The 16303-nt window shown below is 42.5% G+C and carries 8 protein-coding genes and 1 riboswitch; of the genes, 5 read left to right on the top strand and 3 right to left on the bottom strand.

The genetic code is table 11. The annotated features are described in order from the left end of the window. The first annotated feature begins 21 nt into the window (after window positions 1-21). On the top strand, window positions 22-1329 hold the full coding sequence (locus V7D18_RS21050; RefSeq protein ID WP_426157203.1) for a PTS sugar transporter subunit IIC: 1308 nt from the start codon (window positions 22-24) through the stop codon (window positions 1327-1329). A 30-nt stretch (window positions 1330-1359) separates the two neighbouring features. After that, the gene (locus tag V7D18_RS21055) at window positions 1360-2841 is read left to right on the top strand and encodes a sulfatase-like hydrolase/transferase (RefSeq protein ID WP_426157205.1); all 1482 of its coding nucleotides are present in this window, start codon (window positions 1360-1362) and stop codon (window positions 2839-2841) included. 42 nt (window positions 2842-2883) lie between these two features. Here the strand turns inward: V7D18_RS21055 and V7D18_RS21060 are convergent, their stop codons facing one another. The 3 genes from V7D18_RS21060 to V7D18_RS21070 are packed head-to-tail and all read right to left on the bottom strand — an operon-like array spanning window position 2884 to window position 5488. Next, window positions 2884-3471 carry an accessory gene regulator ArgB-like protein gene (locus tag V7D18_RS21060; protein WP_426157207.1) on the bottom strand — a complete coding sequence of 196 codons (588 nt, stop codon included), beginning with the start codon at window positions 3469-3471 and terminating at the stop codon, window positions 2884-2886. Continuing rightward, complete coding sequence (locus V7D18_RS21065; RefSeq protein WP_426157209.1) at window positions 3440-4768, bottom strand: sensor histidine kinase; 1329 nt, start codon at window positions 4766-4768, stop codon at window positions 3440-3442. Before V7D18_RS21065 ends, V7D18_RS21060 begins: the two co-directional genes overlap by 32 nt. A gap of 12 nt (window positions 4769-4780) precedes the next feature. After that, window positions 4781-5488, bottom strand: a complete 708-nt coding sequence (locus tag V7D18_RS21070) for a LytR/AlgR family response regulator transcription factor (protein WP_426157211.1) — start codon at window positions 5486-5488, stop codon at window positions 4781-4783. A 269-nt stretch (window positions 5489-5757) separates the two neighbouring features. Here V7D18_RS21070 and V7D18_RS21075 point away from each other — a divergent pair, with 269 nt between their 5' ends. The 3 genes from V7D18_RS21075 (at window position 5758) to V7D18_RS21085 (ending at window position 16286) form a co-directional block, all read left to right on the top strand. Then, on the top strand, window positions 5758-5877 hold the full coding sequence (locus tag V7D18_RS21075) for a cyclic lactone autoinducer peptide (protein ID WP_314459683.1): 120 nt from the start codon (window positions 5758-5760) through the stop codon (window positions 5875-5877). Window positions 5878-5905: 28 nt separating this feature from the next. Next, window positions 5906-5994, top strand: a riboswitch (cyclic di-GMP riboswitch). A 78-nt stretch (window positions 5995-6072) separates the two neighbouring features. Continuing rightward, window positions 6073-14988 carry an amino acid adenylation domain-containing protein gene (locus tag V7D18_RS21080; protein ID WP_426157213.1) on the top strand — a complete coding sequence of 2972 codons (8916 nt, stop codon included), beginning with the start codon at window positions 6073-6075 and terminating at the stop codon, window positions 14986-14988. A gap of 23 nt (window positions 14989-15011) precedes the next feature. Next, window positions 15012-16286 (top strand): hypothetical protein, encoded by a 1275-nt coding sequence (locus V7D18_RS21085; RefSeq protein ID WP_426157215.1) that lies wholly within the window; start codon window positions 15012-15014, stop codon window positions 16284-16286. Window positions 16287-16303: the final 17 nt, after the last annotated feature.

Raw genomic sequence — 16303 nt, forward strand, 5'->3', positions numbered from 1 at the left:
ATGTTAAAAGGAGAGGGATATATGAATAATTTAACTGGATTAATTGAGAAATATTTCGTTCCCATGGCTGGAAAGCTTTCAAAAAACAAGTTTTTAAAAGCAATTTCCAATGGATTTTCTGTGCTTTTGCCAATTACAATGATAGGTGCAATCTTTACACTTCTTGCCAACCTGCAGATTGCGCCCTATCAGAGCTTTGTTAAAGCTGTTCACTTAAAAGAAATATTTGGTTTTGCACCTAAGGTGACGACGGATATGCTTGCAGTATACGCGGTTTTTCTCATTGGAAAAGCGTTGGCGGAGCAATTTGATTTTGATGACAATGTTTCCACTATAGTCGGGGCGCTGAGTCTGTTTTCATTCCTGGTTTTAATTCCTCTTGGAGTTTCAGGTAAAGCGGAGAAAAGTCAGGAAATTGTATCGATCGCCGGGGCAATGCCTACCACGTATCTGGGAGCTGCCGGTTTATTTACAGCCATGATTGTCGGTTTGCTTGTACCGTTTATCTATCAGATATTTATTAAGTACAATATTGTTTTAAAGATGCCGGAGCAGGTTCCGCCCACAATCGCAAAATCCTTCAGCGCTTTGATTCCGGCCTTTAGTATCGCATTTATTTTCGGTCTGATCCGGTTTTTATTTTCCTTAACACCTTTCGGGGATGCGAATAGTTTTGTATACACAATGATGAAGGCGCCTCTGGCCAATCTTGGAGCCAGCCCTGCAACCTTTATCCTGTTTATTCTGGTCGGCTCCCTCATGTGGTTTTTCGGTCTCCACGGCGGTATGATTGTTATGCCTTTTATCAATGTTCTATATACGGCAGCAGGGCTTGAAAACCTGGAAGCATATGCAAACGGCGTGGCAGGTCCCAATCTGATCACAAATGCATCATGGTTAATTTTCGCCTCTGTGGGAGGAGCAGGCGGAACTCTTGGACTATGCATTATTATGGCTTTCATGGCAAAAAGCTCCCGGTATAAAACCCTTGGAAAACTTGCACTCCCGGCAGGAGCCTGTGGCATTAACGAGCCGATTACATTTGGTCTTCCAATGGTATTAAATACCATCATGATAATCCCACTGATAATTACACCCATTACCACGTTTCTTATTTCGTATTTTATGATGAGGATTGGAATCATTCCTCCCCTTAATGGTACAACCATTCCTCTTGGCACTCCGGTGGTGTTTGCCGGTCTTATTGCAGGAGGATGGAAAACAGCAGTTTTGCAGATTGTATTAATTGCAGTTCAGATGATAATCTATCTTCCGTTTTTTAAAGTTCTTGATAAACAGGCCGTCCTGGAAGAAAAGGGTACAGCCTGACCTTAAAACAAATAGAAAAGGAGGGGCACGGTGGAAAAGAAATCCAATATACTGCTGTTTGTAGCAGATCAGATGCGCAGTGATTCATTAGGTCACTTAGGAAATCCGGCATCAATTACTCCTAATCTTGACAAGCTTACAAAGGAGGGAGTTTCATTTCGGAATGCCTACTGTCAGAATCCGGTATGTGTTCCTTCCAGATGCAGTTTCCTTACGGGATTATATCCGCATACTTCGGGACACCGCACCATGCATTTCCTTCAGAATCCGGATGAACCTAATATTTTAAAGGTTATGAAGCAGGCGGGCTATGAAGTGATCTGGGTGGGCAGAAACGATGTAATACCAGGAAACCGTTCCAAGGAAGAGTATTGCAGTGAATATTATAATGGTGTGGTAATGGAGGACACAAAAGGGGAGAGTAACAATGCCTTTGGTTTCAAAGGAAAGGGTGAAATTCCCAAAGCCAGGCCGGAAGAGGATGATAATTATTATTCTTTCTATACCGGAAAGCTTGATCAGGCAGAAGCGAAGGAGAGTTTTGACTGGAACTGTATGAAAAGTGCACTGGATTATCTGGAGAGAAGAAGCAAAGAAGCAGATTCCCCGCCATTCTTTCTGTATGTGACGCTGACCTTCCCCCATCCGCCTTACGGGTGTGAGGACCCATGGTATTCCAGCATAGACAGGAAAAAGCTGCCGCCAAGAAGACCTTGTGTGGAAAATTTAAAAGATAAGCCGTCCATGCTTTATGGGATTAATTCTAAACAGAACTTAAACGGCTGGTCCGAAGAGCGTTTTGATGAACTGAGAGCTACCTATCTGGCTATGGTTTCACGATTTGATTATCAATATGGTTTAATCTCAGATAAGCTGAAGGAAACAGGGATTTACGATGATACCAATATCATTGTTTTCAGTGATCACGGCGATTACACCGGAGATTACACCATAACGGAAAAAGTACAGAATTGTTTTGAGAACCCCATCAGCAATGTTCCGCTTTTAATAAAGCCTTCCCGGGATCATGAATGCAGTCCCCGTATATCGGAAGCACTTGCAGAGCTGGTGGATATTCCGGAAACAGTGGCAGATATGGCTGGAGTCAGGCTGCCGTATAAGCAATTTGGAAAATCACTTCTGTCTGCGGTGAGTGGCCTGGAATTTCATAAGGATGCGGTATTCTGTGAAGGAGGCAGGCTTCATGGGGAGGAGCACTGCATGGAAAAGGGACACGGACCTTTATCTCCTTACTGGCCCCGACTTGATACGCAGTGCAGTGAGGGGGCAGAGCATACAAAGGCAGTTATGATAAGGATGGGGAATTTGAAATACGTCAGGCGTTTGTATGAGACAGATGAACTTTATGATCTTGAAAAAGATCCGATGGAGTTGAATAATGTAATCAAAGACAGGGATTATAAGGAAGAAATATTTAGACTGAAAGAGCGTATGCTGACCTTCTTTCTTGAAACAGGGGATTATGTGCCCAACCGCAAAGATGTTCGTTAGATCATGAGGGGAATGGATGATAGCCATTCCCCTCATAAGTTATTATATTTCGTTTTTTTCGCCGGCTGTTTTGTTTTTTATTACTCCAAGAATCAGCATAACCGCTGCGGACAAAAGAGAGAGAGTAATATTGTTTGCAAGCTGAGCCAGCCCGGTTGCAAGGAAGCATAATGTCAACGCGGAAAGAACAGACAATACAATACGGGATCTGTGTCTGTAAACCATCTGTTCCGTTTCATCCAATGGCTTATTTTCATCCTCCACAGGCGCAAGAAAAAAGATGACCGTTCCTGACAGCAGTAGTATGAGAATGCAGACAATGCTGTTCCATTGAAACCACTTTAATATACTAAGTACTATTACAATAAGAAGCATCGAAACTATGTAGCAGTTTCTTTGGCTGCGGGCGTGATAGCCGCCTGCCACCGGGCGGATCAGGCCGTAGGAGATTATGAATACAAGACTCTGCCACACCATGCCAAACAACAGTCCGATTAAAAATACGCTGGCATAATTGAAAATATAGATACCTCCCTGCCAGAAACCATAAGCATATAATTCCCGGTCCTCGCTGTTTATTATTTCCCAGTCTACTAACTTATCCGTTAGTGCATTTGCTAAGTGTTCCATGGCATCCTCCCCAGTTATATAATTTCATGTACATTAAAACCTTTACCTGAAAGCTTTTTTCATCATGGAATACCTGCATGGCGCCGTCATATTTTTGTATGGCTTTCTGAACGCTTTTAAGTCCTAAGCCATGGTTCTTCTCATCAGCTTTCCGGGTAATATAGCTGTCCTGCATTTTTTTAACCAGTCCATCAAAGGAGTTGCTTATTACAATAATCAGGCGGCCCTTTGTGTATTTTATCTTTATATCAATCCAGCGGTCCTCTGTTTTGACGACTGCTTCTAAGGCGTTATCCAGAAAGTTTCCAAGAATCACTGCCATATCGAAGGTTTCCACAGTTAAATCAGCGGGAATAAGAATATCAGTCCTGATTCTGATATTCTCTTTTTCAGCCTGCTGTAATTTGAAATTAATGATACTGTCAATTGTGCTGTTTCCTGAAACGGCATATTCTTTTGTAATCCGGCACATATCGGTCAATTCAGAAAGGCGCTCGGTTAATTCACTTATTTTACCGGATTTTGCCAGTTCACACAGGGGAGAGAGTTTGTTCTTAAAATCATGGCGAAGCATTCTCATGTTTTTTAAGGCCGATTCCATCATCTCCACCTGATTTTCGTAATAACGATTCTGTTCTTCTATAATTCTTCTGTTCATCTGTGCAACCAACAAGTCGGAAATTTTATCATACAGATAGAAGGTAACGATATTTATGGCAAATGCACTTGCCATACAAATAAAAATAATAGTGCGGGAAACAGAGTTGTTTGTAAAAACCGTAAGAAGCATGACAATCGTACCCAAAGGAACTGTTATTAAGCTTAACCAGTATACATTTGGGAGAGGGTATTTCGTTTTCACATTCTTAAACCCCTGTACAAACAGCACGTAAGAAAAAGACAATATGTTAATTGCCACAATTCCGAATCCCGATTTATATTTAAAGGGAGACAGGAGATTCAACTCCAGTATACTGGTTAAAAATGCAACTAGTGTTTCAATGATCATCAATGAAAAATATATGATGGTAATGGAAAGAAGCGCTTTACTGATTTTGCCTTCATATAAAATTGCAATTAAGAAAAGCGTTATAAGATTGACTGCCATATTGGTCAGAGGAATTTTCAAATAGATATATGTTAATGTGATCAACACAAAATAGCCGAGATAAGCCAAACGTTCCAGCCCGAAATTCACCCTGCAGTCTGAGTAGAAAATATGTATGTATTTGTAAATGACAAAAGTCATGAACAGATTGCCCAGACAATAGATCGCATTGTAGCTTTCCATATTCATAAAGTATCCCCCTTATTCTTCACTGATCTGCAGTTTCCGGAATTCATGACGCTTTGACCTGCTGATCGGAAGTATTGTACCATTTGACATCACTACTTCGGTATAACGTAAAATTGCAATATGATTATAATTAATTAAATAGGACCGATGTATTTGTATAAACTGATATTTCGTAACACTTAATGCAGTATCCTCCAGTTTACCGTAAAAAAAATCCTCTCCTGTTGTAAACACAATTCTGTTTTCCCGGTTTAAGCTTTCAAAATATATAATCTCACTAATCGGTATTTTGTGAGTATCATAACCTTTTTGATAGCTGAAATATCCTCCCAGCCTCTGTGTCCGTTCCAAAGCCAGTTTTAAATCTTCGATGACAATCAGGGGATTGATGGGTTTGGGTATGAAGTGCAGCGGCTGAATATCAAACAGCTGTCTGTCATAGGCATCTTTTCCTGAAATATAAACGATTTCCGTGTTATAATTTTTCAGCACTTTTCGAATCTGCCTGCCTGCTTCCACACCATTCATGCTTCCGAGTTCAATATCCAGAAAAATCAAGTCGAAGGTTTTTTCCTGGTTGAACGATTTCATCAGACTTTCGCCGCTGTTAAATATGCTCAGATCAATTTTTAAAAAGTTTCTGGAAGCATAATCCAATATAATGCTTTCCATCTGAGAGCATATGGCATTGTCATCATCACATATAGCAATATAAATCATAGATACTCCTTTCTGTAAAAAATTAATAAATATGTAAATAATTGTCGATTACACTCTTATTATAGCAAATTGTGTCATTTTTGCTACATTAAATTTTAAGGATTACCCACAGGAAAAAACAACTGATTTTTATTACATTTCACATCAGCCGAAACTACCATTCACTACATTAAGTTATTTTATAGATTTTTTTTTGATAAAATATAGACTGAAAGTAGACGAAAAGACAGAGAGGAGGAGAAATCATAGAACTTTTATTTTTTAAACTAGTGAAAATATTGGCGAGTCTTGCGCTGGGCTTTACATCATTAAATATGAATTTAGCATGTATGCTTTTTGTTCATCAGCCCAAGCTTCCGGACAATGCTAAAAAGTTACGCCGCTTTTAAGTTGTGAAATAAAATTTAATTTATGGTTTACCGATAACAGCAAACACCGCGAAAGCGGTGGACGCAAAGCTATGGGTCTAAAACTGGTCAAACAGTCAGGATTGCCAGGCCGCCGAAGTAAACAGGCAGTGATAGCAGCCTGTTCCAATAATTATTATGGGGACAGTCTGCTTTTTTTTATGAGGGGAGATATATATGAGTACAAATGAGAATGCCAGAGAATACAGATTAAGCTCTTATCAGAGAGATATCTGGTTAGAGCAGTGCATGCATCCGGGAAAACCAATATATAATCTTGGTGGTTATATCAGGATTAAAGGGAGCATTGATACCCAAATCTTCAGAAATACCATGCAGCGAATCATCAATCAGAATGATACGCTGAGAACACGTCTTATGAACCGGGCAGGAGAAGCTTATTTGTCCATACTGCCGGAAATCGACTATAAAGCTCCATATCTGGACTTTTCAATGAAAGAAAACCAAGCTGCTTTTTGTGCCGATTGGATTAAAAGTGAGTTTTTAAAACCATTTGATCCTGACGATTATTTTTTCCAGTTTTGTTTATTAAAAAGTGGAGAAAATGAATATTTTATTTTCCTGAAAGTTTATCATATGATCATCGACGGCTGGGGCTTTGCATTATTGTACAGCCAGATGATTGATACCTACAATGAACTGTCGGAAGGAAATCTGGAAGTAAAGGCAGATACCTTTTCCTACACCGATTTTATCGCCGAGGATCAGGAATACAGAAATTCCCCGGCCTTCTTAAAAGACATTGAATTTTGGAAGAACAAATACCGAACGATTCCTGAACCACTTTTAAGCAAAGGGATCGGATATGATTATGAAAATGACAGCTCCATTTGGAGTGACAGGAGTACTTTAAAAATTAAAAAAGTGCTATATAACAGAATGCTTGAGTTTTGCAAAGAGGAAAACAGCTCGGCATTTCATTATTTATTAGGGATTTTATATCTCTATTTCAGCAAGGTCTGCAATCAGAAAGACCTGGTGATCGGTGTCCCTGTTTTTAACCGGAGCAATGCAAAATATAAACAAACCATGGGACATTTTGCAAATGTAATACCGCTGAGAATAAATCCGGAGACGGATATGAGCTTTAAAGAGCTCATGAAAATAATCAGGCATGGTCTTTTTGAATGCTACCGCCATAAAAGAACCAACTTTGGGGACATCAGCCGTGCGGTTTATGAAGGGGTAAGTGAGAAGGGGAATTTATTTGATATATCCCTTTCTTTTGAAGAACAGGAAATCAGAAAAACATTTGTTACTGCTGATGAATGCCAGAATGTAACATTGACGCATCAACATGAAAGAAATGCTCTTATGCTTCTGATCTGGGGACATGAGGGGGAAGCGGATGTATGCGTTAATTTTGATTACCGGCTGGATGTGTTTAAAAAGTTTATTCCCATTAAAAACTTCATTTCCCATTTTGAATATTTATTCACAGAAGCAATGGAAAATGGCGATATTCCGATCTCTGCAATAGAAGTGGTGCCGGAGGCAGAAAAGCGGATGCTGCTTCATGATTTTAATCAGACAGTGATGGAATATCCAAAAGATCAGACCATCCACGGTTTGTTTGAGGAGCAGGCAGAACAAAGACCGGATCATACAGCGATTGTTTTCGGAGATAAAAAACTGACCTACAGGGAACTGAACAAGAAGGCAAACAGGCTGGCGAATGTACTGCGAAGGCAGGGAGTGAAACCGGACAGCATAGTTGCTGTGATGACGGAACGTTCCTTAGATATGGTAACAGGCATTTTTGGAACACTCAAGGCCGGAGGTGCCTACCTGCCCATAGATCCAGGCTATCCGGAGGACAGGATTGAGTATATGCTGGAGGACAGCGGCGCAGGCGTGCTGCTTACGCAAAAGCATTTAAAAGACAGAATTAAGTATAACGGTATTATGATCTGTCTGGACGATGAGGAGGCTTATCTGGAAGAGGATGCCAATCCGGAGCCTGTAAATACACCAGATGATCTGGCGTATATCATCTATACGTCAGGCTCTACCGGAAAACCGAAGGGGGTTATGGTAGAACATCACGGAATTTTAAATCTCCAGAATTATTTTAAGGAAAGCTGGGGCGTGGATGAATCAGACCGGATGCTTCAGTTTGCCAGCAGCTCCTTTGATGCCTCGGTGTGGGAGACCTTTACCATTCTGCTGGGCGGGGGAACGCTGTATCTGATTTCCAGGGATGTGATTAATAATCTGGATGATTTTAAGAACTTCATCAATGAAAACAAAATCACCATCACCCTGCTGCCACCTGCATACCTTACAGGCATTGAGCCGGGAAGCCTTCCGTCATTAAAGAAGCTGGTAACCGGCGGATCGGCTGTCACAAAGGAACTGGTTTCAAAGTGGAAGGACAAGGCTGCCTATATGAATGCCTATGGTCCTACTGAATACAGCGTAATTGCAACAGCGTGGAAATACCGGAACGAGGAGATGGGATATGATTCGGTACCCATTGGAAAGCCTGTGTCCAATACAAGAATTTATATACTGGATAAGGACCAGAAGCTTTTACCGGTGGGAGCGGCCGGAGAGATGTGCGTATCAGGAGACGGCATAGCCAGAGGCTATTTAAACCGCCAGTCCCTGACTGCAGAAAAGTTTGTTGATAACCCGTATGAAGCCGGAGAGAAAATGTACCGGACAGGAGATCTTGCCCGCTGGCTGCCGGATGGGAATGTGGAGTATTTAGGAAGAATTGATGACCAGGTAAAGATCCGGGGATTCCGGATTGAGCTTGGGGAGATTGAAGCAAACTTACATAAGTATCCGCTGATCCGGGATGTAGCAGTGATCGCCAGAGAGGATAAAAAGAAAGAAAAGTATCTTTCTGCGTATTATACGTCGGACAGCCCGCTGAAAGCAGATGAACTGCGGGAACATCTTTTAAAGGAACTGCCGGATTATATGGTGCCGTCTTACTTTACACAGCTGGAGCATATGCCCATGAATCAAAGCGGAAAGATTGATAAGAAGGTCCTTCCTGAACCAGATACAGGTATGTGTGCTGCAGTGGAGTATGCGGCTCCGAGAAACAAAACAGAAGAAATAATGGTACGGGTATGGGAAAAGGTACTTGAACTGGAACGGGTGGGGATCAAAGACAATTTCTTCAATCTGGGCGGTGATTCCATTAAAGCCATACAGGTATTATCCAAACTGAACAGTTATCAGTTAAAGCTTGAGCTGAAGGACATTTTTGAACACCCGTTCATCGAAGAACTGAGTGCTTATACTAAAACAGCGGAACGTACCGCTGCTCAGGAGATTGTAAAAGGAGAAGTAATTCTTACACCAATTCAGAGCTGGTTTTTTGAACAGTATTCTGAGTACAGAAATCACTTCAACCAGTCAGTTATGCTGTACCGGAAAGAGGGCTTCAACGAAGAGGCGCTGAGAAAAGTACTTGACCGTGTGGCAGAACACCACGATGCGCTGCGGATAGTAATGAGGGAAAAAGCGGGGCGGATTGTCCTTCTTAACCGCGGGATGGAAGGCAATCTCTGCCCGCTGGCTGTGAAAGATCTCACAAGTATGCAGGCTGACCAGAAAGCATTGGAAGAGGAAGCCCGGATTCTTCAGTCCTCTATGGATTTAAAGCAGGGGCCGCTGGTCAATGCAGGTTTATTTAAGACGAAAGAGGGAGACTATCTGCTACTTGCCATCCACCATCTGGTGGTTGACGGAATTTCATGGAGAATTCTCTTTGAGGATCTTTCTACAGGATACCGGCAGGCGGTTAACGGAGAAGAGATTAAATTCCCCGCAAAAACAGACTCCTTTAAGGAATGGTCGGAGAAACTTTATGCGTATGCCGACAGTGAGGAGCTTCAAAAGGAAATTCCGTACTGGAGTGCGCTGGAACAGATTGAGGTGAAGCCCCTTCCAAAGGAACATACTGTCAGCAGCAGAAAATATAAGGACAGTGACCAGGTTTTCATGGAGCTTGATGAGATCCGGACTTCCCGGCTGATCAGGGATGTGAACAAGGCATATCATACCGAAATTAATGATATTCTTCTGGCTGCGCTGGGCGAGGCTGTTTCGGAATGGACCGGGGAGGATAAAGTTCTTATTAACTTAGAAGGACATGGCCGTGAAGAGATTTCCGGGGATATTGATATCAGCAGAACCGTAGGATGGTTTACCACCCAGTATCCCGTGATTTTGGATATGAAAGAGACAGGGTCCTTATCTTCCAGGATTAAATCCGTGAAAGAAAGTCTGCGTACCATACCGGAGAAGGGAATGGGTTATGGTATTTTAAAATATCAGACGATTCTTCCAGATGAAGAAATGCTTAAGTTTAATTTAAATCCGGAGATCAGTTTCAACTATCTTGGACAATTTGACCAGGATATTGACAGCGGCTTATTTACCTTATCGGACATTTCAGCAGGCGAAACCATTTCACCGGAAATGCAGCGGCCATACTGTCTCGATATTTATGGAGGAATTAATAACGGGAAGCTGGGGCTTCATTTTACATATCACAGGGGCGAATATGAAAAGACCACAATAAACCGGATTGCTGAGAATTTTAAACGCAGCCTGATACAAATGATTGAACATTGCGTATCTCAGGATTATACCGAACTGACACCTGGTGATTTAAGCTCTTCAAAGATCACGGCCCGGGAAGTGGAGACGGTATACAGCGTGATGGAAGCATCAAAACAGAATATCAGTGATATTTATTCACTGACACCCATGCAGACTGGAATGCTGTATCATTTCCTCAGGGAAAAAGATTCCAATGCTTATTTTGAGCAGGCAGTGATCACATTAAAGGGCAGTGTTGATAAAGACGCGTTTGAACGTGCGTTTTGGCAGGTGATTTTAAGACATGATATTTTAAGAACGGCTTTTATCTATGAAAAAGTAGAGAAGCCGGTCCAGGTGGTCTTAAAAGAAAGAACCTCCAAAATAGACTATAAGGATATTTCCCTTTTATCAGAAGGACAAAAAAAATCCTATTTGGAAGAATGGATGGCTGGTGACAGGAAAAAGGGCTTTCACTTAACCCATGAGCCGCTGATCCGGATCACGCTGATTAAAGTGAGTGAGGAAATATACCATTTAATCTGGAGCTTCCATCATATCATCATGGACGGCTGGTGTCTGCCTGTTGTATTTAAGGAGCTTCTGGAATCTTATAAAGCGTTTCGGGAAGGCAGCGCCCCCCAGTTAGGCAGGGTGTTCCCATACAGCCAGTATATACAATGGCTGGAAAACAGGGATGACCAGGAAGCATCGGATTACTGGGAAGAGTATCTCATGGAATATGAGCAGACCGAACAGCTCTCCAGAATGAAAACCACAACTGCCGGGCAGGGATATCTTCAGGAGGAATACGATTTTACAATAAATGAAGAAATGAAAACAAGGCTTGAGAAAACCGCAAGAGATAACGCCGCCACTTTAAGTACGGTGATGCAGGCAGTATGGGGAATCTTACTGCAAAGGTACAGCAATACCCGGGATGTAGTGTTTGGATCAGTAGTTTCAGGCAGACCGGCCGAGGTAGAGGGGGTTGAACGAATGGTAGGGCTCTTTATCAATACCATTCCAGTCAGAGTCCGGGCAGAAAAAGGTCAAAGCTTTTCCTCTCTTATTGCAAAACAGCAAAGGGCGGCGCTGGAGTCTGAGAAACACAGTTATTATCCGCTTGCAGAAATCCAGTCCAGAACATCCTGCAAAGGGGAACTGGTTCAGAATCTTATGGCTTTTGAAAATTATCCCATGGAGGAAGCGGTTAAGGGAGATGACAACGGTAAGGACGATATCACCGTACTTTCCGCAACGGTATCTGAGCAGACGAATTTTGATTTAAATATTATTATAATGCCTGGAAAGGATCTGCAAATAAAGTTCCGATACAACAGTCTGGCTTATAACAAAAGCTTTCTCGCCCGGATCGCTGAGCAGATGAAAACCATAATCAATGAAATTGTAAAGCGTCCGGATATGGCCATTGAAGAAATCGATATAGTACCGGAAGCAGAAAGGCGGATGCTGCTTCATGATTTTAATCAGACAGTGGTGGAATATTCAAAGGATCAGACCATCCACGGTTTGTTTGAGGAGCAGGCAGAACAAAGACCGGATCATACCGCGCTTGTTTTTGAAAACAAAAAGCTGACCTACAGGGAACTGAACAAGAAGGCGAACAGGCTGGCGAATGTACTGCGAAGGCAGGGAGTGAAACCGGACAGCATAGTTGCTGTGATGACGGAGCGTTCCTTAGATATGGTAACAGGTATATTTGGTACGCTCAAGGCCGGAGGTGCCTATCTGCCCATAGATCCAGGCTATCCGGAGGACAGGATTGAGTATATGCTGGAGGACAGCGGCGCAGGCGTTCTGCTCACGCAAAAGCATTTAAAAGACAGAATTAAGTATAACGGTATTATAATCTGTCTGGATGATGAGGAGGCTTATCTGGAAGAGGATGTCAATCCGGAGCCTGTAAATACACCAGATGACCTGGCGTATATCATCTATACGTCAGGCTCTACCGGAAAACCGAAGGGGGTCATGGTAGAACATCACGGAATTTTAAATCTCCATAATTATTTTAAGGAAAGCTGGGGCGTGGATGGATCAGACCGGATGCTTCAGTTTGCCAGCAGTTCCTTTGATGCCTCCGTGTGGGAGACATTTACCATTCTGCTGGGCGGGGGAACGCTGTATCTGATTTCCAGGGATGTGATTAATAATCTGGATGATTTTAAGAACTTCATCAATGAAAACAAAATCACCATCACCCTGCTGCCGCCTGCATACCTTTCAGGCATTGAGCCGGGGAGCCTTCCGTCATTAAAGAAGCTTGTAACCGGCGGATCGGCTATCACAAAGGAACTGGTTTCAAAGTGGAAGGACAAGGCTTCTTATATGAATGCCTATGGTCCTACCGAATACAGTGTAATTGCAACAGCGTGGAAATATCGGAACGAGGAGATGGGATATGATTCGGTACCCATTGGAAAGCCTGTGTCCAATACAAGAATCTATATACTGGATAAGGACCAGAAGCTTTTACCGGTGGGAGCGGCCGGAGAGATGTGCGTATCAGGAGACGGCATAGCCAGAGGCTATTTAAACCGCCAGTCCCTGACTGCAGAAAAGTTTGTTGATAACCCGTATGAAGCCGGAGAGAAGATGTACCGGACAGGAGATCTTGCCCGCTGGCTGCCGGATGGGAATGTGGAGTATTTAGGAAGAATCGATGACCAGGTAAAGATCCGGGGATTTCGGATCGAGCTGGGGGAGATTGAAGCAAACTTACATAAGTATCCGCTGATCCGGGATGTGGCAGTGATCGCCAGAGAGGATAAAAAGAAAGAGAAATATCTCACAGCATATTATACGGCGGAAGATGAGCTGGAAGCGGAAGAATTGAAAAAACATCTTTTAAAGGAACTTCCGGACTATATGGTACCATCCTTCTTTATGCAGATGGAGCTTATGCCCATGACTCAAAGCGGCAAGATAGACAAAAAACTACTTCCGGAGCCTGAAATGCGTGGAAACTGCGGGGCAGATTTCATAGGCCCGAGAAACGATGCGGATAAGAAGATTCAGGAAGTGTGGCAGGATACACTGGGAATTGAATCGATTGGGATTGATGACAATTTCTTTATGCTGGGCGGTAATTCCATCAAGGCAATTCAGGCAGTATCAAGGCTGGCGTCGGAATTTGAAATTGGGATCAACGACATTTTCCAATATCCCACAATACGGAGTCTGTCAGATCAGATAAAATACTCCAAAGACAGGCTGAAGACAGCGATTGAAGCACTTCAGGAGACAGCAGTCACCAGGATTGAAGGAAGGGGAGCCAGTGATGGCAGAATCCTTAAAAGCCTGAAAGAATACCATAAAAGAAATCAGAAGTATAAAGAAGTTGAGATTTCAGAAAAGGCTGGCTACCAGAATATACTGGTGGCGGGAGGAACCGGTTATCTTGGAATACAGATTGTACATCAGCTGCTGAAGATCACTGATTATAAGATTTACATAGCTGTCAGGGGAACGGATGACAGTGATGCACGGGAACGGCTGCATGCAAAGCTTAAGTTCCACTTCGGAGATGAGATCTGCGGACAGGGAACACTGGAAGACAGATTGTGTGTGTTCTGCGGAGATTTGACAAAGGAATACCTGGGGCTGAGCAAAGAGCGTTATGACAATCTGGCAGAAAAAATTGATGCAGTCATAAACTCGGCGGCAAATGTAAAGCATTTCGGGAATTACTCAGAGTTTTATGCGATTAATGTGGAAGGAAATAAAAGGCTCATTGAATTTGCCGGTACAGGGAAGAAAAAGGTGTATAACTTCATCTCTACCACCAGTGTGGGAAGCGGATTCATAGAAGACCAGTCAAGCGTGGTATTTACCGAGTATGACTGTGATGTGGAACAGAGCTCCGATAACTACTATGTAATGACGAAACTGGAGGCTGAGAAGGAGATCGTCAGGGCGAGAGAAAATGGTATTGAATGCAATGTGTTCCGGGTAGGGAATCTGGTCTTTGATTCAAAGTCCGGTATATTCCAGGAAAATATTCAGGATAATGCGTTCTACACCATGGTGAAATCCCTGATAAAACTTGGATATGTCCCTGCGATTGCCGATAAAACCATGGACTTTTCATTTGTAGACCAGGTGGCCAAAGCAGTCGTACTGCTGTTTGACAGGAAGAATTTAAAGAATGAGACGTACCATTTATTTAACAGCCATCGGATCAATATGATTTCCTTTGCCCGGTTTTTAAATCAGGCGGGAGTGGAAGTGGAGACGATGCCCGTGGATAAGTTCACCTCATTTATTCTAAAAAAATACGATGATAATGAGGCGAATCAGGAAGTATCCAGAATACTTGTCCATTCCAATATATTCTTTGAAGGAGCCAGCAAAACATTATTCCTGGTGAAGAACAGAAAGACTGACGGTATCTTAAAGGCGCTGGGATTTGAGTGGCCGAAGCTTGACAGCAGCAGAGTAAAGCTCATGATTGAACATTGCAGAAATGTAGGGTTTATGCAATAAAAATACGCTGGAGGCAGTAATAGATGGATGCAATCAAACTTGCAAGTTTATATTTTTTTGGAACAGAAGAATTCAATTCGTCCAATTGCATGATAGCAACAGTCAGCTTTAAGAAAACAATTGATCCGGATCGATTGTATCCCAGCTACCGGGCGCTGGTTATGGAAAATCCGCTGCTGCAGGCTAAAATGGTGGAACAGCCTGAAAAAAATACGTTTAAATGGAACCGGTTTCCCAAAGAGGAGCTGGAAGCTTTGCTTGATTTTGAAAAGGAGCAGCTTTCTAAGTATTATACCGAGGAAGAGGTTTTGGAACGATACGATTCCACCAATTCCAGGCTGGTTTTTCATCTGTTTCCTGTAAATGAGAATACGATGGTATTTTCCATGCATCATGCCGTGACAAATGGCCGGGGACTGATATTCTGGATTAAGAAGTGGCTTGAATATTATTCGTGTGAAATTGACACAGTGCCGGGAGAGACAGACGTCTCTTCCGGCGTAAGAGAACGGATTCTTCGCACCGGCAGAAGAATATCTGCCTATTTGTGGCTGCCTGTTTTTTTAACAGGCTTTGCATTCAATGCTAATAAGAAGGATAAAAACGAAACTTTAGATTTAAGTTATGACAGAAAACCAAAGAGAGGCAGAGGCTATGTGAAAAAATCCTACAGCTTCAGTGCTGAAAAAACCCGGGAAATTTTACGCCAGAGCAGACGCAATGATATGACATTTGGCGAATATCTCTGTTACAGAATGACGGATGGATTATTGGAGCATGATTCCGGAAAACAGCGGGTGCTTGTCTCCATGCCAATGGACATACAGCCTTTGCATTCCTATTCGCCGCAGACCATGCATGGGAATTATGTAGCGAGTCTTCCGGCTCAGTTCTTCCGGGAGGGAGATTTGAGAAAACAGGTAAAAGAAGAATTTAAATGGTTCAAAAGAGGAGTCCCGTACGGCTTGCTGCGTCTGGCAGCTGTATTCTCCAATTCATTGAAAAAATACAAGAGACTATGTTTAAAATCATGTAAGAAAACCATGTCCGAAAGGGGGCCGTTGATGAATACGTCCATCACTCTTTCTAACCTTGGCATTATTTCATATCCGATTATGGAAAAATGGGTGGAATCGTTTTATATCTCTGTGAGAGCCCAGTCACTTTTCCTTTCGTCGGCTACCATTTCAGGGCGGTTAATGATGGAACTTTGCGTTTCAAAAAATCTTTACGATCCGGAAGAAGTTATTTCTCTTTTTGACCGGATATTATCTGAGAAACATTTGTTAAATTCATAGTAATAAGGGGAGATCAA

Source organism: Lacrimispora sp. 38-1, assembly GCF_049890855.1.
Classification (GTDB): domain Bacteria; phylum Bacillota; class Clostridia; order Lachnospirales; family Lachnospiraceae; genus Lacrimispora.

Coding starts and splice junctions, on each gene's coding strand:
- V7D18_RS21080 (WP_426157213.1), top strand. CDS start 6,073: ATGAGTACAAATGAGAATGCCAGAGAATACAGATTAAGCTCTTATCAG.
- V7D18_RS21060 (WP_426157207.1), bottom strand. CDS start 3,471: ATGGAACACTTAGCAAATGCACTAACGGATAAGTTAGTAGACTGGGAA.
- V7D18_RS21065 (WP_426157209.1), bottom strand. CDS start 4,768: ATGAATATGGAAAGCTACAATGCGATCTATTGTCTGGGCAATCTGTTC.
- V7D18_RS21070 (WP_426157211.1), bottom strand. CDS start 5,488: ATGATTTATATTGCTATATGTGATGATGACAATGCCATATGCTCTCAG.
- V7D18_RS21050 (WP_426157203.1), top strand. CDS start 22: ATGAATAATTTAACTGGATTAATTGAGAAATATTTCGTTCCCATGGCT.
- V7D18_RS21085 (WP_426157215.1), top strand. CDS start 15,012: ATGGATGCAATCAAACTTGCAAGTTTATATTTTTTTGGAACAGAAGAA.